At 65.4% G+C, this 20,071-nt stretch carries 20 protein-coding genes; 7 read left to right on the top strand and 13 right to left on the bottom strand.

The window, feature by feature from the left end:
* The first annotated feature begins 173 nt into the window (after positions 1-173).
* Positions 174-590: a cytidine deaminase gene (gene cdd, locus QO014_RS10045; protein WP_266348536.1), complete on the top strand. Its 417-nt coding sequence runs from the start codon at positions 174-176 to the stop codon at positions 588-590.
* Positions 591-645: 55 nt separating this feature from the next.
* Here the strand turns inward: cdd and QO014_RS10040 are convergent, their stop codons facing one another.
* On the bottom strand, positions 646-1,410 hold the full coding sequence (locus QO014_RS10040) for an SDR family NAD(P)-dependent oxidoreductase (RefSeq protein WP_266348535.1): 765 nt from the start codon (positions 1,408-1,410) through the stop codon (positions 646-648).
* A 207-nt stretch (positions 1,411-1,617) separates the two neighbouring features.
* On the opposite strand from QO014_RS10040, the gene QO014_RS10035 reads away from it, so the two are divergent.
* From QO014_RS10035 to msrB, 3 genes are all read left to right on the top strand, one after another.
* Complete coding sequence (locus tag QO014_RS10035) at positions 1,618-2,283, top strand: pentapeptide repeat-containing protein (RefSeq protein ID WP_266348534.1); 666 nt, start codon at positions 1,618-1,620, stop codon at positions 2,281-2,283.
* A gap of 116 nt (positions 2,284-2,399) precedes the next feature.
* Positions 2,400-3,041 (top strand): dihydrofolate reductase family protein, encoded by a 642-nt coding sequence (locus QO014_RS10030; protein ID WP_266348533.1) that lies wholly within the window; start codon positions 2,400-2,402, stop codon positions 3,039-3,041.
* A 124-nt stretch (positions 3,042-3,165) separates the two neighbouring features.
* The gene (gene msrB / locus QO014_RS10025; protein WP_266348532.1) at positions 3,166-3,666 is read left to right on the top strand and encodes a peptide-methionine (R)-S-oxide reductase MsrB; all 501 of its coding nucleotides are present in this window, start codon (positions 3,166-3,168) and stop codon (positions 3,664-3,666) included.
* Between the two features lie 61 nt (positions 3,667-3,727).
* On the opposite strand, the gene msrA is transcribed toward msrB, so the two are convergent.
* The 4 genes from msrA to QO014_RS10005 form a co-directional block, all read right to left on the bottom strand.
* On the bottom strand, positions 3,728-4,444 hold the full coding sequence (gene msrA / locus QO014_RS10020) for a peptide-methionine (S)-S-oxide reductase MsrA (protein ID WP_266348630.1): 717 nt from the start codon (positions 4,442-4,444) through the stop codon (positions 3,728-3,730).
* A gap of 132 nt (positions 4,445-4,576) precedes the next feature.
* Positions 4,577-5,350: a molybdopterin-binding protein gene (locus QO014_RS10015; protein ID WP_266348531.1), complete on the bottom strand. Its 774-nt coding sequence runs from the start codon at positions 5,348-5,350 to the stop codon at positions 4,577-4,579.
* Positions 5,347-6,192: a cytochrome b/b6 domain-containing protein gene (locus tag QO014_RS10010; protein WP_266348530.1), complete on the bottom strand. Its 846-nt coding sequence runs from the start codon at positions 6,190-6,192 to the stop codon at positions 5,347-5,349. Before QO014_RS10010 ends, QO014_RS10015 begins: the two co-directional genes overlap by 4 nt.
* 97 nt (positions 6,193-6,289) lie before the next feature.
* On the bottom strand, positions 6,290-6,580 hold the full coding sequence (locus QO014_RS10005; protein ID WP_266348529.1) for a pentapeptide MXKDX repeat protein: 291 nt from the start codon (positions 6,578-6,580) through the stop codon (positions 6,290-6,292).
* A 658-nt stretch (positions 6,581-7,238) separates the two neighbouring features.
* On the opposite strand from QO014_RS10005, the gene QO014_RS10000 reads away from it, so the two are divergent.
* The gene (locus tag QO014_RS10000; protein ID WP_266348528.1) at positions 7,239-8,237 is read left to right on the top strand and encodes a fatty acid desaturase; all 999 of its coding nucleotides are present in this window, start codon (positions 7,239-7,241) and stop codon (positions 8,235-8,237) included.
* A complete protein-coding gene (locus QO014_RS09995) occupies positions 8,234-9,031 on the top strand; it encodes a phosphate/phosphite/phosphonate ABC transporter substrate-binding protein (RefSeq protein WP_266348527.1) in 798 nt (265 codons plus the stop codon). The genes QO014_RS10000 and QO014_RS09995 overlap by 4 nt, the downstream gene beginning before the upstream one ends.
* A gap of 59 nt (positions 9,032-9,090) precedes the next feature.
* On the opposite strand, the gene QO014_RS09990 is transcribed toward QO014_RS09995, so the two are convergent.
* The 7 genes from QO014_RS09990 to QO014_RS09960 form a co-directional block, all read right to left on the bottom strand.
* Positions 9,091-9,552 carry a RidA family protein gene (locus tag QO014_RS09990; RefSeq protein WP_266348526.1) on the bottom strand — a complete coding sequence of 154 codons (462 nt, stop codon included), beginning with the start codon at positions 9,550-9,552 and terminating at the stop codon, positions 9,091-9,093.
* A 204-nt stretch (positions 9,553-9,756) separates the two neighbouring features.
* Complete coding sequence (locus QO014_RS09985) at positions 9,757-10,977, bottom strand: SH3 domain-containing protein (protein ID WP_266348525.1); 1,221 nt, start codon at positions 10,975-10,977, stop codon at positions 9,757-9,759.
* A 443-nt stretch (positions 10,978-11,420) separates the two neighbouring features.
* Positions 11,421-13,016, bottom strand: a complete 1,596-nt coding sequence (locus QO014_RS09980) for an ABC transporter permease (protein WP_266348524.1) — start codon at positions 13,014-13,016, stop codon at positions 11,421-11,423.
* A 10-nt stretch (positions 13,017-13,026) separates the two neighbouring features.
* On the bottom strand, positions 13,027-14,049 hold the full coding sequence (locus QO014_RS09975; RefSeq protein WP_266348523.1) for an extracellular solute-binding protein: 1,023 nt from the start codon (positions 14,047-14,049) through the stop codon (positions 13,027-13,029).
* A 158-nt stretch (positions 14,050-14,207) separates the two neighbouring features.
* Positions 14,208-16,658: a GcvT family protein gene (locus tag QO014_RS09970; RefSeq protein ID WP_266348522.1), complete on the bottom strand. Its 2,451-nt coding sequence runs from the start codon at positions 16,656-16,658 to the stop codon at positions 14,208-14,210.
* Positions 16,655-17,548 (bottom strand): choline/ethanolamine kinase family protein, encoded by an 894-nt coding sequence (locus QO014_RS09965; RefSeq protein ID WP_266348521.1) that lies wholly within the window; start codon positions 17,546-17,548, stop codon positions 16,655-16,657. Before QO014_RS09965 ends, QO014_RS09970 begins: the two co-directional genes overlap by 4 nt.
* 470 nt (positions 17,549-18,018) lie before the next feature.
* The gene (locus tag QO014_RS09960) at positions 18,019-18,399 is read right to left on the bottom strand and encodes a winged helix-turn-helix transcriptional regulator (protein ID WP_266348520.1); all 381 of its coding nucleotides are present in this window, start codon (positions 18,397-18,399) and stop codon (positions 18,019-18,021) included.
* 48 nt (positions 18,400-18,447) lie between these two features.
* Here QO014_RS09960 and QO014_RS09955 point away from each other — a divergent pair, with 48 nt between their 5' ends.
* Positions 18,448-19,257 (top strand): SDR family NAD(P)-dependent oxidoreductase, encoded by an 810-nt coding sequence (locus QO014_RS09955; RefSeq protein ID WP_266348629.1) that lies wholly within the window; start codon positions 18,448-18,450, stop codon positions 19,255-19,257.
* Between the two features lie 83 nt (positions 19,258-19,340).
* Here the strand turns inward: QO014_RS09955 and QO014_RS09950 are convergent, their stop codons facing one another.
* The gene (locus tag QO014_RS09950; RefSeq protein WP_266348519.1) at positions 19,341-20,069 is read right to left on the bottom strand and encodes a glutamine amidotransferase; all 729 of its coding nucleotides are present in this window, start codon (positions 20,067-20,069) and stop codon (positions 19,341-19,343) included.
* Between the last annotated feature and the right edge of the window lie 2 nt (positions 20,070-20,071).

Below are 20,071 nucleotides of genomic sequence, written 5' to 3'. Positions count from 1 at the left end.
GCGACCCGGCCGACCATCATCCCGCGACGTCATGCGGCACTGCGGCCTGCATGCGATTTCCGTTTCAAATCCTGCTGCGGCGACTATTCTCGGTTGTCAGCGCATCCGCTGGCCCGATCGGCGTGCCCGAGGGCCGGACTGCGCGGCATCATTTGCCCAAAGGAGCCCCCGACTTGGACGCAGAACTCTTCGAACGCGCCAGCGCCGTGCGCCAGAATGCGCACGCACCTTATTCGCACTTTCTCGTCGGCGCCGCGCTTCGCACGGAAGATGGCGCCATCTTCGCCGGCGCCAATGTCGAGAATGCGTCTTTTCCGGAGGGATGGTGCGCCGAGACCTCCGCGCTCGGGCAGATGATCTCGCAGGCCTCGACGGCCAGCGGCCGCCGCGTGGCGGCGATCACCGTCGTCGCAGACCGGGTCGATGGCGGTATCGTCTGCACGCCGTGCGGGGGCTGCCGCCAGCGGCTGAAGGAATTCTCGACGGCGAGCACCGTGATCGAATGCGTCGACCCGACCGGCAAGGGCCAGACCTTCTCGATCTCAGACCTGCTGCCGGCGAGTTTCTTCGTCGAGACCTACGCGCCCTGAGGCGCCAGAAGGCCGTCATTGCCGCCGCGAGCGGAATGACGGCCCCGATCGCGTCTCAGACCCAGCCGCCATCGACGATATAGGCCTGGTTGGTGCAGCCAGACGCTTCATCAGAGGCGAAGAACAGCACCGGCTTGGCGATATCGTCCGGGTAGAGCTTGCGCTTCAGGCACTGCTTCTGCATCAGGTCGGCCTCCGCCTCGGGCGTCAGCCAGAGGTCGATCTGGCGCTGCGTCATGATCCAGCCGGGAACGACCGAGCAGACGCGGATGTTGAACGGGCCGAGATCGCGCGCGAGGCTGCGCGTCAGGCCGAGCACCGCCGACTTCGCCGCCGAATAGCCCGGCATGCCGCCCTGGCCAACCAGCCAGGTGACCGAGCCCATATTGATGATCGAACCGCCGCCGGCCGCCTTCATGTCGTCCATGACGGCCTGCACCGCGAAGAACTGATGGCGCAGGTTGACGTTCATGCGCTCGTCCCAATATTCGGGCGTCACATCCTCGATCTTGTGGCGCTGGTCATGAGCGGCATTGTTGACCAGGATGGTGATGGGGCCGAACTTCGCGCGCACATTGCCGATCGCGGTGCGAAGCGCTGCGATGTCGCGCAGATCGCAGGGTTCGAAATGCACGGAGCCGCCGGCTGCGGTCAATTCCTCGACCAGCTTCTCCGAGGGCTCCTTCGCAATGTCGAGGAAGCCGACCTTCGACCCCTGCGCGACGAAGTGGCGAACGATCGCCTCGCCGATGCCGCTGCCGCCGCCCGTGACGAGAACAGTCCGGCCCTTCAGGCTCGGATAGATGGCGCCCGTCGTCATGATCGATTCCTCCGTCGATTTCTCGCATCTGATCTACGGCCCGCAGGCCGCGCGTGCCTCTTTTAGGCCAAAGCCAAAGAGGGGGGAACTCGGAATCTGAGGGGCGCACGTCAATCCGTGTCGAAGCCTGTTCCCTGACGCGCCGTTTCCCCGGCCCGCATGATAAGGCCGTATGAATAGAGCGGCCGGAGCGGGAGAATCAGGCGAATGGCGAGCGGGGGAAGCGAGCAGCGGACCACCATGCTGGACGCGATCGAGCAGGGTATCCGCACCTTCGAGGGCATCGACGCCAGCGGGCTCGATTTCTCCAGGCTTGACCTGACGGGCATCTCGTTCCAGCGCTGCCAGTTCGCCGGCTGCGATTTCACGGCCGCCACGCTGAACGAGACGCGGTGGACCGGCTGCCGGCTCGGCGGCGCGACCTTCCGGTCGGTCGAGGCACTCGACTCGCAGTTCGAGGCCTCGGACCTCGCCAATACCGACTGGTCGCGATCGCGGCTCGCCCGGACGCGCTTCACCCAGTGCAAGCTCACCGGCGCCAATTTCGCCGAGAGCGGCCTGATCGGGACCGAGTTTGCGGAATGCCTGCTCGTCAGCACCTTCCTGCCCAAGGTGTCGTTCCGCAACAAGACGCTGCTGCGGATGGACTTCAGCGACGCCGAATTGCGCGAGTGCGATTTTCGCGACGCGACCTTTGAGGATTGCAGCCTGCGCGGTACGATCTTGCGCAATTGCCGCTTCGAACGGGCCGATCTCAGGAGCTGCGATCTCGGCGCCCTCGATCTCGCCGCCGCCGCGACGCTGAAAGGCGCCATCATATCGCGGAGCCAGGCGACCGACCTGCTCTCGAATTTCGGCCTGCAGGTTCTCTGACGGGCGGGCCGCCTTTCGCTCCCGAAAGACGCGATCGAATGTCGGTGCCCGTCGCCTCCATTCGTCCTTGGCCTGGAACGGTGAGCCATATCGCCGCTAACTGAAAAGGGCACTCCATGCGCAGATTGATCCTGAAGATGTCGATGTCACTCGATGGCTTCGTCGGCGGGCCGAACGGCGAGGTCGATTGGCTGATGAAGGGCTTCGACGACGCGGCGAGCGCCTGGATCATCGAGGGGCTCTGGCGAGGAGGCCTCCACATCATGGGGAGCCGGACCTATCAGGACATGGTCGCCTACTGGCCGTCCTCGACCGAACCCTATGCGCCGCCGATGAATGCGATCCCCAAGGTCATCTTCTCCCGGCGCGGCACGCTTGCGCCCCCCGGCGCCGAGCCGACAGTGCATGCGCTCGACGATGCCGCGAGGCTGCATGAACGGACGGACGGCGCGCCTCCGGACCCGGCGATTCTGGCCGAGTGGACCAGTTCACGCGTGGCGAGCGGCGATATCGCCGAGGAAATCACCAAGCTGAAGGCCGAACCCGGCAAGGACATCATTGCCCATGGCGGCGCGAGCTTCGCGCAGAGCCTGGTCGCGACCGGCCTGATCGACGAATATCAGCTGATTATCCACCCGGTCGCGATCGGCCGGGGTCTGCCGCTGTTCTCCAAGCTCGAAAAGCCGCTGGAACTGACCCTGGTGAGCCAGACACCCTTCCCCTCCGGGGCCGTCGCGCATGTCTACCGGCCGCGCTGATCGGCGGGGCGAGCGCTCGGTTCACCGTGTCGTGACCGATGTGGCTGTAACGAAACGGGCTTCGCTAACGTAACTCCGACGAACCAACCTCTTCGCATGATCGCGAAGCACCGGGAGTATCGTCATGATCACACGCCGCAATGCCCTGCTCGCGCTGGGTGGCTCGAGCCTCGCTCTCGTCCTGGCGGGTCGGATCGGCCGGACCACGCCGGCCGAGGCCGCCGAAACCTTCGAGATCACCAAGACGGAGGCCGAATGGCGCAAGATCCTCACCGCCGATCAGTTCGACGTGCTGCGCCGGGAAGGGACCGAGACACCGTTCACCAGCCCGCTCAATCATGAAAAGCGCGCGGGAACCTTCGATTGCGCGGGCTGCGCGCTGCCGCTGTTCTCGTCCACGACGAAATATGACAGCGGCACGGGCTGGCCGAGCTTCTGGGCGCCACTCGACAATGCGGTCGGCACGCGGAAGGACACCTCACTCTTCATGACGCGCACCGAGGTGCATTGCCGCCGCTGCGGTGGCCATCTCGGCCATGTCTTCAATGACGGACCGGAGCCGACGGGCCTGCGCTATTGCATGAACGGCGTCGCCATGACCTTCGTGCCCGCCGGCGCCGCCTGAATCACTCCATTTGAAACGCGGGAAGCGGCCTCTGATCGGCCGCTTCCTTTGTACCAGGCGCTCAGGATTTCGTCGCGCCGACGAGAACGGGATCCTTGCGATACTCGTTCGGGAAGACCTGCGACAGGTTCTCGACCTTCGGCAGATCATTATAGACGATATAGGGATAGCTCGGGTTCAAGGTCAGGAAGTCCTGATGATAGGCCTCGGCCGGATAGAAGCCCTTGAACGGCTCGATCCGGGTGACGATCGGCGCCGGGAACAGCTTCGCCTTGTCGAGCTGCGCGATATAGCTTGCGGCGACTTTCGCCTGCTCCGCGTTCATCGGGAACAGCGCCGAGCGATATTGCGTGCCGGTGTCGGGCCCCTGGCGGTTCAGCTCGGTCGGATTGTGGGCGACCGAGAAATAGATCTGCAGCAGACGGCCATAGCTGACCTCGCGCGGATCGAAGGTGATCTGGACCGATTCCGCATGGCCGGTATCGCCGCGGCTGACCGTCTCGTATTGAGCCGTGTCGGCCGCGCCGCCGGCATAACCGGATACGGCATTCTTGACGCCCTTGACGTGCTGGAACACGCCCTGCACGCCCCAGAAGCAGCCACCGGCCAGGACCGCCACCTCGGACGTGCCGCTCGCCGCCTCGTCCACGATCGGTGCGGGGATCACGACCGCGTCCTCGGCCGCATGGCCGAGCCCATGACCGAACAGGATGAGAATGGGCAACGCGACCAGACCGGCCAGCAGGCCGCGACGAACATTGCGGGCCGGCAAGGCCATCGCCCTGCTTACGGCTTCCGCGCTCATCGACCCCGTGCGACTGGATTGAAACATCATGTCCGATCTCCTCGAAAACTGGGTGTGGACCTTCATGTGGTGTCGGCGGCGTGCCGGTTCACCCGGCACGCGCATTCAAATCCCGGCGTACCATTCGTAGCCGCGATCTTCCCAGAAGCCGCCATTGCCGCGCCCGAACGCGGCGAAGCTCTCGACCGCTTCAATCCGCATCAGATATTTGGCGTGCTTGTAGCCGAGCTGGCGCTCGACCCGCAGGCGCAATGGCGCCCCGTTCGGGATCGGCAGATCGGTACCATTCATGCCATAGGCGAGGATGGTCTGCGGATGGAAGGCATCGACCAGATCGATGCTCTCATAATACTGGCCGGTGCCGTCGAGCGTCTTTTCATATTCATCCGCGCAGTGGAACACGAGATAGCGCGCGTTCGGCTTGAGGCGGGCCGCCTGCAGCAGCAGGCCGAGCGGCACGCCGGTCCATTTGCCGATAGCGCTCCAGCCCTCGACGCAGTCATGCCGGGTGATCTGGGTGCGGGAGGGCAATCGTTTCAGTTCGGCCAGCGAAAGACTGAGCGGCTGGTCGACAAGTCCATCGATGACGAGGCGCCAATCGACGAAGTTGTTTTCGGCAAGCGCCGCATATTCGGCGCTGTCCGGCCTGTGGGTGCCGTTCGACTTGAAGACCGGCGACATGTCGGCCTCGGTGAACTCGCGCGCGAGTGCCTTGTCGGAGAGAAAGAGGCGCTGAGCACCCATGGTGATCGTTTCGCCGAGTTTCAGCACGCGGCTGAAGCTGTCGCTGCCGGTCAGCACGTCGCAGCCGGAAAGCGACAGGCCGGCGCCGATCGTCGAGCCGACGATGAAGCTGCGGCGGGTCAGGAGCTTTTTCATGTCCGCGGTCCTTCGAGCCTGATCGCATAGCGGCCGGTCACCATGGAGCGCAGGTTGTTCCAGACGCCCGATAGCAGGACCATGACGAGGTGCACGATGATGAAGGCGACGATCAGCGTGGCACAGATGAAATGGATGGTGCGGGCCGACTGCCGGCCGCCAAAGACATCGACGAGCCAGGGAACGATCGCATTGACACCGGGCGACATGGTGAGGCCGGTCAGGACCATCAGCGCCAGCAGGACCACGACGCCGAGATAAGCGAGCTTCTGCAACGCGTTGTAGCGACGCGCCGCCTCGCCCTTCGGGAAGTCGAGCCGGGCGTGGGTGATGATCTCATGCCCGATATGGGCCGGCTTCAATTCCTCGAGCTTCGGTGCCAGATCGCGGCGGAAATGGCCCGATATGAAACCGTAGACCAGATAGACGGCACCGTTGATGGCAAAGAGCCAGGCAAAGAAGAAATGCCAGTACCGCCCCATGCCGAGATCGCGATAGCTCGGTATCGTCAGCCATGAGGGAAAGGCACGGGCGCGCTCCTGGCCATTATAGCTCGATACGCCGAGCACGCCGGTCGTCGTCAGCGAGACCGGACCGATCGTCGTGACCCCGCGCAGGCCATCCCCGTCCCGGACGGCTTCGATCGCAATGAACGGCGTGTCGGCATCGGCGCCGTATTGCCCCCAATAGAGCGCGGGGTGCGCATTGAAGATCTGCAGGCCGCTCAGGATGAGGAAGCTCAGGCAGAGGACATTGATCCAGTGCGTGATACGCACGGACAGCGCATGCCGCTTCACCAGGATCCTGGTGGCCGGTCTGGCGTCGGCGTCGATGGTGACCATGTCGGGCCTTCCCTGGTGCGCCTGAACAATGCGTAGCGGACCAGGCGATATGCACCCGGTCCGCCAGCGTGATCGCAACTCGTTATCGAGTGGCCCGTTACTTGGCGGGCGCCATGGCGTCCGGCGCCATCGCATCGGGCTTCATCGCGTCGGGTGCCATGGCATCCGGCTTCATGGCGTCGGAGGCCATCGAATCCGTGTTGCAGGCCTCCGCCATCGCCTGCTTCTTCATCGCGTCCGTCTCCATGTCGGCCTTCTTCAGGCAGTCGGCCATCATGGAATCCGAGGCCATCGCATCGGGCTTCATCGCGTCTTCGGCTTGGGCGATGCCGCCGCCGAGCGTCAGCGCGAACAGGGAAAGGGCGAAAGTCCGGGAGAGCGTGTTCATGATCTGAGACATCCTTGATGGTCGTTTCGCACACGGTTTGTGTGCCCTCTGGGATCGCCACCGGCTTCGGGCCATGGCGAGGCGTTCGGTGACCTTGCGGTCTCCGATCTTCTGAACGTCGCGACGAAGACGCGGCGCTATGATCTCGATGTATTCGGGAGCGGCCTTCGCGGCGTTGGCGCTCGGTCTCGATAGGCAATACGGACGCGCCGCCAGTTTCGTTACAGCCTCACGGCTTCGTGATCGGCGAGGCCGTGCCGTCAGGGCGAATTCATTGCCGGCTTGCGCGCAATGGGAGCAAGCCGTTCTCAGCGCCTCGGAAAATTGGAACGCCGGCTTGGCCGCGCCCGTGTAGGATCCCGGCTGAAACTAGGCGCGGGCCTTCACCGCACGCCATGTCCCGATCGACGGACGTTTTGATGATGTCGTTACTGAGAGCGCATCCGGTCACTGCACGAAGCACGGACCGACCTGCCGCGCGAACGCAGCCGGGCGTTGCGAAACGCCGCGGCACATATCACACTCGATGCGCTGAGTCGCGCGGTTTTACGGGGATTTCGTCCGGCTTTCGCCCCGCGGATTCGTGTTGTCTGGCCCGGCCGGCTGTCTAGCCGACGCATTGTCAGTCCTGCCTTCACCGATCCTTTCGAAAGCCTCCATGTCCGATATCACCCAGGAAAGCGCGCGTGACGCCCGGATCGCCGAGGCGGTGCGCGCTTCGGCCCATGCCATAGAATGGCCGACGCTCACATTGGTCCTCGCCGTCTATTTCGGCTGGGCAGCGGTGACCTATTTTCATGCCGCCATGCCGCTCTGGCTCGTATCACTCGTCGGCGCCGTGCTGATCACGGCGCATTCTTCGCTGCAGCACGAAATGCTGCACGGCCACCCGACCCGCTGGCGCGGATTGAACCGCCAGCTCGCCTCGATCCCACTGTCGCTCTGGCTTCCCTATGAGAGCTACCGGATCTCCCATCTCATCCATCATGTCGACGACCGCCTGACCGATCCGCTCGACGATCCGGAATCCTATTACTGGTCGGAGCAAGGCTGGCGCTCGCTCGGCCCGATCGGCCGCGCGCTGGTCTGGGCGCAATCGACGCTCGCGGGGCGGATGCTGATCGGACCATTCTGGAATATCGGACGGTTCCTGCGCGACGAGGCGGGGAAGATCTGGGCCGGCGATCGAACCACGCGCCGCATCTGGAGCGCGCATCTGCTGCATGTCGCGCCAGTTCTGGCCTGGCTCGTCTTCGTCGCCGACATGAACCTCGCTTTCTATCTCTTCGCGATCGTCTATCCCGGCACCGCCATCCTGCTCATCCGCTCCTTTGCCGAACACCGGGCCGAGGCCAATGTGATCGAGCGGACGGCCATCGTGGAGGGATCGTGGCTGCTCGGGCCGCTGTTCCTGTTCAACAATCTCCACGCCGCCCATCACGCACTGCCGACCAAGCCGTGGTACGAGCTGCCCGCCTGGTATCGCGCCAATCGCGAGCGGCTGATCGCCGAGAATGACGGCCTCGTCTACCGGACCTATTTCGACGTCGCACGGCGCTATCTTTTCACGCCGCATGATCGCCCGAGCCACCCCTTCGGCCGCGCGCCCAGCCGATTGGCGGCGGGTGAGGGGACGGAACCGAACCACGCGGCATGATCGCTTCGCTGCCCATGTATGGCGTCGACCCAGCAGCAGTCGAGCGCTTCTGGGGCGTGCTAGCCGCCAAGCTGGCAGAGCGCGGCCTTGCCGATGTACCGGCCCAGTTGGCATGGCCGGATGACCTCGCCGCCCATTGGCGCGCGCCGGACCTCCTCATCAGCCAGGCTTGCGGCTACCCTCTGGTCCAAGGGCTGTCGCACCATGTCCGCGTGGTCGGCGCCTTCTGCTACGCGGCCGAAGGCTGCACTGGCAGCGATTATCGCAGCCGGCTCGTCACGCGGAAGGACCTCGCGCTCGACGGTATCGCGGATTTTCGGGGCCGGACTGTCGCATTCAACAGCCGCGATTCCCAATCCGGCTATAACGGGCTGCGGGCGCTCGTCGCGCCACTCCAGACCGATGGACGCTTCTTCGGTGCGACGGTCGAGACGGGCGCGCATCGGCGCTCGATCGAGGCCGTGCTGGGTGGTGCCGCCGACATTGCGGCGATCGACTGCGTCACCCTCGCACTCATCGCGCGCAGCGAGCCGGAGATCGTCGCAGGCTTGAAGGATGTCGGCGCCACGGCTCCGGCTCCAGGCCTGCCGGTGATCACGTCCGCCACGACCAGCGACGCCGACCTCGAACGCCTGCGTCAGGCAATCGAGGACACAGTCGCCGATCCGGCGCTCGCCGCCATAAGCGAGGCCCTGCTCATCGCTGGTTTCGAACGGCTGGACCTCGCCGACTATGCGCGCTGCACGGCCATGCGCGATTTCGCGATCGAGCGCGGCTATCCAGAACTGGCCTGAGGCCGCACCTGGAGCGTTTCCGAGCGACGTGGATACCGCTTCGCGTGAAGGAAACGTGGCTAGGGGGCGACCTCGACCACGGCCTCGATCTCGACGGTCATGTTGCCGGGCAAGGACGACATGCCCACCGAGGAGCGGGCGTGACGCCCTTTCTCGCCGAAGACTTCGAGGAAGAGGTCGGAACAGCCATTGATGACCTGCGGGTGGCCGCCGAACTCCGGCACGCAATTGACCATGCCGAGGATCTTGCCGATGCGGACCACGCGATCGAGATCGCCGAGCGCCTTCTTCATGACCGAGATCATCACCAGGCCGGTGATGCGGGCGCGTTCATAGCCCTGCTCGAGCGTCACGTCGCCGCCGACCTTGCCGAGCGCATTGGTGCCGTCCGGCAGCAGCGGCCCCTGCCCGCACATGAAGAGGAGATTGCCCATCTGGACATAGGGAAGATAGGTCCCGACCGGGGTCGGCACCTCGGGAAGTACGAGGCCGAGTGACTGCAAGCGTTGTTCGATGAGCATATGCGCCGTCCTTGTTACGGGCGGCATGCTAGAGCATTTTCACGCCGAGTGAAGCGCGGCCCGAGCGAAGAATTCCAACGATCAGAAGGTAATAGCGCCGGCTGAGAGCACCGGTGGCGCGACGCGCGCCTCGGTCTCCGGCAGAAAGGCCGGCATGTCACCCGACAAAAACGCGGTACGACATGCCGGCAGGCCTCTTCCGTCCTACTCGGACGCTGTGACGGTCGAGGCTGGGGCGAGGAAGCGCTGGAAAACAAAGCCGCGCTTGTCGCCTGAGGTCACTTCGCACCATCCCTTGCACTGGACGATGCTGACATTGTCGCCGGCACCGAGCAGCGCCACGACGGGCGCGCCATTGTCCGGATTGCTGCGCATCTTGACGCCGCTGGTGATGCGGGCCGGACCGGCCGCCAGGGCGCCGACGGCTTGCGTCGTCTTCTTGCGCATCACGGTCGCCGGTGCCGCAGCCGTATCCATCACGAGCGGCTGGGCAATCGCCTGCGGCACGGATGCGACCAGTTCTGATCCAGCGGGCGAGGCGGCCGAAGCGGCGGCCTTGCCGGACGGACCCTGAACCGGGTCATTGTCGGCCCTCACCATATCCGCTGAAGGCGCGGATGCGACCGTGACCGGCTTGGCCATATCGGTCTTCGTCGCCGAGGCTGCTTGGGCGGCAGATGCTGCTTGGGCGGCCGATGAATCGGCCTGAACCGGCTCTGTTCCCGCAGCGTCGGCGGTCGCGCCCGGCGCCGGCAGCATGTCCGTCGGGCGAAGCTGCGGCGGCTCCGCCAGAGCCTGATCCTGTGCTGCCCTGTCATAGGACTGCTTCTGCGGCGCCTCGACCTTTGCGGCCGGAGGCGCAATGCTGGCCGTCGCCGACGGATCGAGCGCTGTCGGGCCCGTCTCCGTATTGGCCGTAACCGATTGAACGGTCAGCAGCACGCCGCCGCCGAAGAGCAGGACAAGCCCGCCGGCAAGCAGGATCTTCCGGCTGAAGCGCAGCACGCCTCCCGATCCATCCACTCGCGTCGGCTGCGCGGGCTCGACCGCGGCGCTCTCGGGACGCGGCACACGGCGCGGTGCCCGGACTTGAGCGCGCGGTGGTTCCGGCACGGGCTCTTCATGAGCCATGCTGGCGGCCAGAGCCTCGGCAAACGCCTCCTGGCGCTGCTGCAGAGACGGAGACGGCGCGCCATCGGGTCTCGCCCGCGACAGGAGCAGCTCGATGGCGAGCCGATCATGATCGGGCGCGTCGCCGTTGCGGATGGCCTCGAGTGGAATCTCGGGAAACTCGGCCGCGAACAGGTCGGGCTCCGACAGGAGTGGCGCCGTGCGGCGCGGCGCCTCGCCGGGCCAGAGCGACGCGACGGACTGGAGATCGCTCATCAGCGCCGCCTCGAGCTCCGAGGCCAGATTTTCGAGCAACGGCGAATCCGCCGCCACATCGGCCGGTGCAGGCCATTCTATCGGTGCGGCGTCTTCCTTTTGGGAAGGCACACGGATGATCAGGTCTTCATCAGACTGACGAAGCGGCTGAAGCACATTGGCCGGAGGGTGTCGATCCACCGGCATGGTGAATTCGCGCCGCCGGACAGCGGCGGACCGGGCGAAATTCGTCATGGGCTTGGTCTCTACTCTGTTTCGACATGTACCCCCATACCCGCCAAAACACTCCCGATTTCTTCCTTGGTTAATGCTCTCTAACTACATAACAACATTAGAATAACACGACATATTCCGCTCAGTCATTCACGATCGACCGAACGTAATATGCTTATATGAATGACAGCGAAATGCGGCGACACTTAGTCCTCTATCGATGACGTGGGCGTCAACGCAGGGGCGACAGCGATCGTCTGATGTGGACTCTACGACACGGCGCGCGAACGCTGGCCGTTCAAGGTGCGCAGCGTGAAGAAATAGACAGGCACGCCCGAGATCAACACCAGCATGGCCGCGAAGGGCGCGGCGGCGGCATAGGCGCTGTCATTGGTATGCGACCAGACTTCGGTCGCGAGCGTGGTAACGCCGGTCGGCGCCAGGATCAGCGTGGCGGTCAGCTCGCGCATCAGTTCCAGCGCCACGAGCGCGAGCGCGGCACCAAGGCCGGGCGCCAGCGCCGGCAGTGTTACCGACAGGAAGGCGGCCGCCGGGCCGCGGCCGAGTGTTCGTGCAACTTCTTCGATCTCGCGCGGCACCAGTTCCGCCGAAGCGCGGATCGCGGATTGCGCAAGCGGCATGAACAGGATCGCATAGGCGGCAAAAACCAGCGTGGATGTCTGGTAGACGGCCGGCAAGACGCGGATCGCGATATAGACCAGCGCCAGCGCGACGACGAGACCGGGCAGCCCATGCACGATATAGGGCAGGCGATCGGCGAGACGCGCGATCGGGCCGCGGCTCTTCAACGCCAGCAAGACCAGCGGCAGCGCGACCAGCGTCGTGACGAGCGTGCCGGGAATGGCGAGCGACAGCGAGCCCCAGAGAGCGGGCACGATGGCATCGAGCCCGCGCCCGGCAGAAACGCCCTTGACCAGCCAATAGAGCAGCCGGCCGAACGGCACGCCGAGCGAGACGATGGCGAGCAGGACGAACACCAGCATGATGAGCGGCTTGGCGCGCCCGAGGCGCACGGGCGATCCGCGCCGCGCCGTATTGCGGCCGACCTTGGCGAAGCGGGCGCCCTTGCGCAGCCGCATCTCGGCCCAGGCCACCGGCAGGCAGAGCAGCATCAGCACGGCGGAGAGCACCGCCGCCGAGGCGTTGTCGAATTGCAGCTCATATTGCTGGAAGATCGCGGTCGTGAATGTCTGCACGCGCAGGAGCGACAGCGCGCCGAACTCGGACAGCATATGCGCCGTCACCAGCAGGGCTGCACCGCCGAGTGCCGGCAGCATGCGCGGTACCACGATCGCCACGAAGCTCTGCCATGGCCCATGACCGAGCGAGCGGGAGACCTCCTCCATGCCGGGATCCATACTGCGCAAGGCCGCCGCCGCTGGCAGGAAGACCAGCGGGAAGCTCTCCATGGTCAGGATCAGGATGGCGCCGGGCAGTCCCTGGAATTCCGGCCCGAGCGACTTCCACGCGAAGCTCGCCACAAAGGCCGGCATGGCCAGTGGCAGGCTGCAGAGCACACGCCAGAGCGCGGGCATGGGCAGGTCGCAGCGCTCCGTGCACCATGCGGCGGCAAAGCCGATGAGGACGGAGAAGAGCGTGACGCAGACCGTCAGGGTCGTCGTGTTGACGAACAGCAGCACCGTGCGCGGCCGCAGCAATTCGGCGACGATGCCGCTCCAGCCTGCATCCCAGGAGCGGATCAGCACATAGACCACCGGCAGCGCGATCAGCACTGTCGGCACCAGGGCGGCGAGAATGAGCAGCAAAGACGGGCGGCCGACGCGGCGCCAGCGGCGGCGCGCCGGGACGACCCCGCCCGGAACCTCGCCGAGAAACTCGCTCATCGAGGGTGCCTCAAGCCAGGTCCGCCTCGCGCAGCAGAGCGAGCGCATCCTCGGCGGTGCCGAGTTGCGCCGGCGTGACCGGCGCCGGGTCGAGCTGGTCGAACGGCGTCAGCGGGAACGGCGAGACGACACCCGGCCGCAGCGGATATTCGGCGATCGCGCCGACAATGGCCGCCTGCCCTTCCGCGCTCACCATGAAGGCGACGAATTTCTGCGCGGCGTCCGCGTTCTTCGAGGTCTTCAGCACGCCGGCGCCGGAGACCGTGATCAGCGTGCCGGGATCGCCATGGCCGATATTGTGGATCGCCGACTGCATGTCGTCGGCACCGATCTCGCGGGCGAGTGCATGCCAGTAGTAATTGTTGCTCAGCGCCGTCTCGATCTCGCCGCTCTCCACCGCCTCGACGGCGGCCGAGTCGGAATTATAGACGCGGCCATATTGTTTCAGCCCCTTCAGCCAGGCGAGCGCAGCGTCGCGGCCCTTGAGCAGCGAGACGGCAACGATCTGCTGCTGGAAGGCGCCGCTGTTCGGCGCGAAGGCGACCTTGTCGGCCCAGGCTTCCGCCGCGAAATCCAGCACCGAGGGCGGCAGCGATGCGGGCTCGATCATGCTCTTGTTATAGACGACGACGCGGCAGCGCGCCGTCGCGCCGGTCCATGTGCCGTCCTTCGCGTGATAGGTCTCGGGCACGGCGGCCAGCGTGTCGGCGGCGAGCGGCACGAGCAGGCCTTTTTCGGCGATTGCCGCGAGCGATGGGCTTTCCTCCGACCAGAAGACATCGGCCGGCGAATTCGGCCCTTCCTCGATCAGCTGGCTCGCGAGTTGTGCGCTGTTGCCGTTGCGGGTGGCGACTTCGATGCCCGTCGCCTGCGTGAAGGCGGCGACCAGCGCCTCGACCGGCGGACGGTGCTGGCCATTGTAAAGGGCGAGACGGACCGTGTCGGCGCGCGCCGGCAGCACCGCACCCGAAAGGATCGCCACGCCGCCAAGTCCGGCGCCTGCAATCAACTGACGCCGCGTGACGTCATACATTAGAATAACTCTATGTTATTATTGCCGATTGTTCGAGCGAACGAATACCTCCCCGCCCTATCTGTCAACCATCGAGCGCAAGAGGCGGGGCAATTGCGACGACACACCGCTTGCCCCCTTGCACGCGAGGCGACGGCGGCGCCGCAGGGACCACTCGTTCAGGCTCGTATCTTCGATCCTTGCGGATCATAGAGCGCGTCGAGATGGACCTCCGCCGGATAGCGTTCGCCGGCGATTTCCAGCTCATAGGCACCAGTGAGCACGTAGTCGCGGTCTACGCCCGCCGGATTGCGGACATAGCCATAGCCGATCGGCTTTTCGACCGTGTAGCCATAGCCGCCACTGGCGAGCCAGCCGACGCGCTCGCCATTGCGATAGATCGTCTCGCGCCCGAGCAGGACGAGCGAGGGATCGACGGTGGTGAAGGCGGCGAGCAGGCGCGGCAGCGGCCGGGCAGCCTGCGCCTCGATCGCGGCGCGGCCGAGAAACGGTATCGGCTTCTTGAGCTTCACGAACATGCCCATGCCGGCGACCAGCGGCGAATGATCGGGGCCAATTTCGGCGCCCCAGGCGCGATAGCCCTTTTCGAGGCGGAGCGATTCAATCGCGCGATAGCCGGCAAGGCGCAGACCGAGCGGGCGTCCGGCCTCCATGAGCGCCTCGTAGAGCGTCAGCGCGAATTCGGTCGGCACGTGAAGCTCCCAGCCGAGCTCGCCGACATAGGTGACACGAAGCGCCAGAACCGGGCAGCCGGCGATCTGCAACGGCCTGGCGCGGCCGAAGGGGAAGGCCGCGTGCGAGATGTCGTCGCGCGTCAGCCCCGACAGGATCTCGCGCGCCTTCGGCCCCATCAGCACGAGCGTCGCAAATTGCGAGGTGACGTCGGAAAGGCGCGCATCCATCCCGGCCGGAATGTTGGACGCGATCCAGTGGAAGTCGTGCGTCGCGAAGCCGGTGCCGGTGACGACGTAATATTTGTCGACGGCAAGGCGGGAGACGGTCAGGTCGCATTCGATGCCGCCGCGATCGTTCAGCATCTGGGTATAGACGAGATGGCCGACGGGCTTCGCCACGTCGTTCGCGGCGATCCAGGAGAGCGCGGCTTCCGCGTCGCGGCCGACGAGCTCGAACTTGGCAAACGAAGTCTGGTCGAAGAGGACGGCGGCCTCGCGCGCGGCCTTGTGCTCGCGGCCAACGGCGCCGAACCAGTTCTGCCGGCCATAGGTATAGTGATCCTCCGGCACCTCGCCCGCCGCGAGGTCCGCAAACCAATTGGCGCGTTCAAAGCCGAGCTTTTCGCCAAACGCCGCGCCTTCCGCCTTCAGCCGGTCATAGAGCGGCGAGCGGCGGAGCGGGCGGCCAGAATGATGCTCCTCGAATGGCCAGGCCATGGTGTAGTGCTTGGCATAGGCTTCGAGCGTGCGTGTCCGGATCCAGCCGAGATCCTGGTGATTGCGGCCGAAACGGCGGATGTCGACCGGCCAGAGATCGAAGGGCGGCGCACCCTTGGCGACCCATTCCGCCAGCGCCATGCCGGCACCGCCACCGGACGCGATGCCGAAGGCGTTGAAGCCGGCGCCGACAAAGATGTTCTTCACCTCCGGCGCTTCGCCGAGGATGAAATTGCCATCCGGCGTGAAACTCTCGGGGCCGTTGATGAACTGGCGGATGCCGACCTCGCCCAGCGCCGGCACGCGGCCGAGCGCCTGCTCCATGATCGGCTCGAAATGGTCGAGGTCGTTTTCGAGCAGCTGGAATTCGAAATCGCTCGGCAGCGGATCGACGTCCCAGAGCTTGGGATTGGGCTCGTAGCCCCCCATGACGAGCCCACCGACCTCTTCCTTCCAATAGGTGAGCCGATCGGGATCGCGCAGCGTCGGCAGGCCGGGCGTGACGCCCGGCACCGGCTCGGTGATCAGATATTGGTGCTGCACCGAGACGAGCGGGATGTTGACCCCGGCGAGCCGCCCGATCTCGCGCGACCACTGGCCGGCGCAGATCACCAGCTTGTCGCATTCGACCTGGCCCTGATCCGTCACCACCGCCGCGACCTTGCCATCCTCGACCACGACATCGAGCACGCTGACGCCCTCGCGGATTGTCACGCCCTTCATGCGCGCGCCCTTGGCGAGCGCGGCCGAGATATCGGATGGCGACACCTGCCCGTCGGTCGGCAGGAAGGCCGCGCCGACGACATCGTCGATCTGCATCAGCGGCCAGAGGTCCTGCGCCTCCTTTGGTGACAGCAGGTGCATTTCGAGACCGAAGGAGCGCGCGGTCGTCGCCTGCCGCTTCACCTCGGTCCAGCGCTCGGGATTGCAGGCGAGGCGGAGGCCGCCATTTCGCTTCCAGCCGGTCGCCTGCCCGGTCTCCGCTTCGAGCCGGTCATAGAGCGCGACCGAATAGCCGAGCAATTGGGTGATGTTGGCGGATGTGCGCAATTGTCCGACGAGGCCGGCGGCATGCCAGGTCGAGCCGGATGTGAGCTTGCCGCGCTCGAGGAGCAGCACGTCGCTCACGCCCATGGCGCCCAGATGAAAGGCGACCGATGCGCCGACGATGCCGCCGCCGATGATGACGATCTTGGCGGATGAGGGAAGGTCGGTCATGTGCGTTCCATCACATCGAACAGCGCCAGCGCCGCCTTGAAGCGCGTGAGATATTCGTGGGTGTAGGCTTCGTAGTTGAAGTTGAGCGGGCTGTGCATTTCGGACACCATGCTCCACATCGCCTCGCGCAGCAGGGAGGCTGCCGTCATCGCGGCCGATTTGCGGCGCAGCTCGTCGGTGACCGGCCGCTCGAAATAGAGTTCCAGCAGCCTGTCGCGCGCGTCCTCGCCGAGCGCGCTGTTGGAGGCGAGACCGCCGAGATCGAAGAGCGGCGAGTTGAAGCCGGCATAATCCCAGTCGACCAGCCAGAGCCGCGTGCCGTCATCGATGAAATTGGCGGCCAGAAGATCATTATGGCCGAAGACCAGCTCGATCGGGCCGACGGCGACCTCGAGCCGGTCGGCCGCATCGAGCAGGTCGACCAGCATCGGCAGATAATGGCTCTCATCGTCCTCGAGCTGGTGGGTGTAGTCGCGGATCACCTGGAAGGCCCAGAACATCGGCGCCGGGCCGCGGAAGAAGCGCGGAATATCGCGATGCGCCCGGCGAACGAGCTGGACCAGCCGCGGCAGGTTGCGCGGATCGCGGATGTCCTCGGGCGTGAAGGTGCTGCCCTCGATGAAATCCATGACCAGCGCACCGGGCTCGGCATAGGCGACAATGGGCGAAACGCCGGCCGACGCGGCCGCCTGGCTGGCCGCAAGTTCGTTCGCCCGCACGATGCCATGCACGGGAATATCGCCACCGATGCGGACGACGAATTTGCGCCCCTGATCCTCGACGACGAAATTGGTGTTGGTGAGCCCGCCCGGCAGGGGCTGGGGATCGACCGGCCTGCTCCAGAAGGCGAGCGACGCGGCGAGGGCGCGCGGATCTCTGTGGTCCGACATGAACGGGCGTTCCGGACTGGGAGGGATGTCACGCGACAAGGGACCTCGTCGCAGCCCTATCTCAACCCGGTGTCGGCAGAGGACGCAAGGGGATATCAGGGCGGAGCGGAGAGGGGTTGGCCCGGGGGTCTCGGTTGTAACCCCTCTCCGTCCGAATCGAGCTGACTACGCAATACCTGAACATCAGCTTGGCCTTACAGTCGCAATCCGCCTGCCAAGCCGATCGGCGTCATGAGCCACCAGATCTGGATCAAGTTCGACTGAAAATCGCCACATCTAGGTAAGGTTAACGTTCGATTCAGAGGTCGCGCATTGCAATTTGCGAGACCTCTCGCATTCTGCAACGGCGATCGCGGCCCGAGGCTATCATGGGCACGAAGCTTGGCATGCGCCCGCTGCCCCCCGGGGCCGGCAGGACGGACCCTCACGCCGTTGCCGGGCCGCCTTTCGCGCGGCAAGCCCGGCATTCATCATTCCGCCTCAGTGTGTTGACGCGCGAACTCCCTCACCGCGATCAGCGCCGGCATGAGCGCCCGGCCGGAAGCGGTCACTTCATATGCGACATGCGGCGGCTGCTCCTGGAAATCCTGCCTTGCGACCAGGCCGTCCTGCTCCAATTGCCTGAGATGCTGCGTCAGCATCTTCTGTGAGATCCCCGGTATATCCCGCAATAATTGCGAGCTCCGCATCGTCGGTTCTGCGAACAGGCGAAACAGGATCGGCAGCTTCCATCGTCCACTCAGCATCTGGATAACTCGGGAAACATGCGCCGCCGATCCGTCCGGGCCAAGACAAGTGCGCCGGTCTTCGTGCTCGATGGGCACTTTAAGGTGCGTAATGGCCTCTTCCATCGACCTGTCCTTCTATGGGCTCCGGACAGGCATATGGGGAAACATGCGATGGATTTGAACCTAGACGGCAAGGTCGCTCTGATCACCGGCAGCAGTAAAGGGATCGGCGAAGCAATCGCCCGGGGGCTCGCGCGAGAAGGCGCGATCGTAATCGTCCACGGTCGCAACCGAACAAGAACCGAGGAAGTCGCCGAGGATATCAAGGGTCGAGGCGGCCGTGCCCACGCCGTGGTCGGCGATCTGACCCACGAAGGCGACGTGCAACGTCTCGTCGACCAGACGCAGGCCCTCGTGAGGCCAGTCGAGATATTGATCAACAATGCGGGCGGTTCCGGCGAAACGGAGGACTGGTCAACGACCCGCCCGGAGACATGGGCAGCGGGTTATGATCGAAACGTCCTCGCCGCGGTGCGGGTCACGACCCGCCTGCTGCCGGGCATGCGGGCGGCAAAATGGGGAAGGATCGTCAACATCTCCAGCCTTGCGGCTTTGATGCCGCCGGCCAGAAGGCCGGACTATGCTGCAGCCAAGGCGGCCATGATCGCCATGACGGCCTCGCTGGCGAAGGCCGTCGCATTGGACGGCATTACGGCAAACACCGTCTCGCCGGGAACAATCCATAGCGCCAGCCTCGATGAAGCCTTCCGCAAAGTCGCGTTGAATGAAGGGCTGGCGGCGGACGCGCCATGGCCGGACATCGAGCGGATCGTGCTGCCGATGTTTGCCGACGTTCCGTTGGGGCGGGTCGGAACGCTCGAAGAAATCGCCGACGCCGTCTCGTTCCTCGTCAGCCCGCGCGCCAGCTACATCACCGGCGCCAATCTGAGACTCGTTGGCGGGATGTGGCCCGGCCTGTAACCTCGACTTTGGCCGCCCTGCCTCTTCGGGCCCGCCATCGCCGATGGCGATGAGGGCCCGAGCGGTGCCTCGGCCCGTTCCGGCTATTCCGCCGCCATGCCGAGGCGGGCGTCGCGGCCCTGCCGCGGCAGAGCGAGCCAGACATCGAGGAACGCGTCGAGAAAGGCGGAACTCTCGACGTCGTAGAGCGCCCGGCCCTCGATATGATGGCGGCGCTCCTGGGCTCCCGGCAGCGAAAACCGCTCGGCGCCGCGTGTCGTCCACCGCACCATCATGGCCAGCGTCAGCTCGATATGGAACTGGAACGCGAAGGCGGACGGCCCGTAGCGAAAGGCCTGGTTCTGGAACAGATCGCCCGCCGCGAGCAGCGTCGCGCCGGCCGGCAGTTCGAAGCCTTCATTGTGCCACTGGTAGATCTGCTGCGGCCAGGTGCAGAGCGCCTGGCCAGCCTCGGTGGCGCGGAGCGGATAATAGCCGATCTCGACCAGCCCATCGGGCCGCCGGCTGACCCTGGCGCCGAGATGGCGGGCGAGCATCTGCGCGCCCAGGCATATGCCGAGGAGCGGCGCCTCCTCGGCCAGCGCAACCCGCAGCCAGTCGATCTCGCCGCGGACATAGGGCTCATCGTCATTGGCGCTCATCGGGCCGCCGAAGACGATCGCGCCGGCATGCCCGTCGAGCGTCGCAGGGAGGGCATCGCCGAAGCGGGGCCGGCGAATATCGAGCTTATGCCCCCGAGCGACTAGCCGCTGGCCAACACGGCCGGGGGTGGAATGCTCTTGATGGAGGACGATCAGGACGGGCGGCTTCATCG

Origin of the sequence: Kaistia dalseonensis (assembly GCF_030814715.1) — a bacterium.
Taxonomy (GTDB): Bacteria; Pseudomonadota; Alphaproteobacteria; order Rhizobiales; family Kaistiaceae; genus Kaistia; species Kaistia dalseonensis.
The sequence above is the reverse complement of the archived record's forward strand: the minus strand, read 5'-3'. Positions and strand labels throughout refer to the sequence as shown.

Excerpts from the sequence above, each read along its gene's own strand:
- QO014_RS10040 (WP_266348535.1), bottom strand. The coding sequence starts at position 1,410 with ATGACGACGGGCGCCATCTATCCGAGCCTGAAGGGCCGGACTGTTCTC.
- QO014_RS10035 (WP_266348534.1), top strand. The coding sequence starts at position 1,618 with ATGGCGAGCGGGGGAAGCGAGCAGCGGACCACCATGCTGGACGCGATC.
- QO014_RS10030 (WP_266348533.1), top strand. The coding sequence starts at position 2,400 with ATGCGCAGATTGATCCTGAAGATGTCGATGTCACTCGATGGCTTCGTC.
- msrB (WP_266348532.1), top strand. The coding sequence starts at position 3,166 with ATGATCACACGCCGCAATGCCCTGCTCGCGCTGGGTGGCTCGAGCCTC.
- msrA (WP_266348630.1), bottom strand. The coding sequence starts at position 4,444 with ATGGCCTTGCCGGCCCGCAATGTTCGTCGCGGCCTGCTGGCCGGTCTG.
- QO014_RS10015 (WP_266348531.1), bottom strand. The coding sequence starts at position 5,350 with ATGAAAAAGCTCCTGACCCGCCGCAGCTTCATCGTCGGCTCGACGATC.
- QO014_RS10010 (WP_266348530.1), bottom strand. The coding sequence starts at position 6,192 with ATGGTCACCATCGACGCCGACGCCAGACCGGCCACCAGGATCCTGGTG.
- QO014_RS10005 (WP_266348529.1), bottom strand. The coding sequence starts at position 6,580 with ATGAACACGCTCTCCCGGACTTTCGCCCTTTCCCTGTTCGCGCTGACG.
- QO014_RS10000 (WP_266348528.1), top strand. The coding sequence starts at position 7,239 with ATGTCCGATATCACCCAGGAAAGCGCGCGTGACGCCCGGATCGCCGAG.
- QO014_RS09995 (WP_266348527.1), top strand. The coding sequence starts at position 8,234 with ATGATCGCTTCGCTGCCCATGTATGGCGTCGACCCAGCAGCAGTCGAG.
- QO014_RS09990 (WP_266348526.1), bottom strand. The coding sequence starts at position 9,552 with ATGCTCATCGAACAACGCTTGCAGTCACTCGGCCTCGTACTTCCCGAG.
- QO014_RS09980 (WP_266348524.1), bottom strand. The coding sequence starts at position 13,016 with ATGAGCGAGTTTCTCGGCGAGGTTCCGGGCGGGGTCGTCCCGGCGCGC.
- QO014_RS09975 (WP_266348523.1), bottom strand. The coding sequence starts at position 14,049 with ATGTATGACGTCACGCGGCGTCAGTTGATTGCAGGCGCCGGACTTGGC.
- QO014_RS09970 (WP_266348522.1), bottom strand. The coding sequence starts at position 16,658 with ATGACCGACCTTCCCTCATCCGCCAAGATCGTCATCATCGGCGGCGGC.
- QO014_RS09965 (WP_266348521.1), bottom strand. The coding sequence starts at position 17,548 with ATGTCGGACCACAGAGATCCGCGCGCCCTCGCCGCGTCGCTCGCCTTC.
- QO014_RS09960 (WP_266348520.1), bottom strand. The coding sequence starts at position 18,399 with ATGGAAGAGGCCATTACGCACCTTAAAGTGCCCATCGAGCACGAAGAC.
- QO014_RS09955 (WP_266348629.1), top strand. The coding sequence starts at position 18,448 with ATGGATTTGAACCTAGACGGCAAGGTCGCTCTGATCACCGGCAGCAGT.
- QO014_RS09950 (WP_266348519.1), bottom strand. The coding sequence starts at position 20,069 with ATGAAGCCGCCCGTCCTGATCGTCCTCCATCAAGAGCATTCCACCCCC.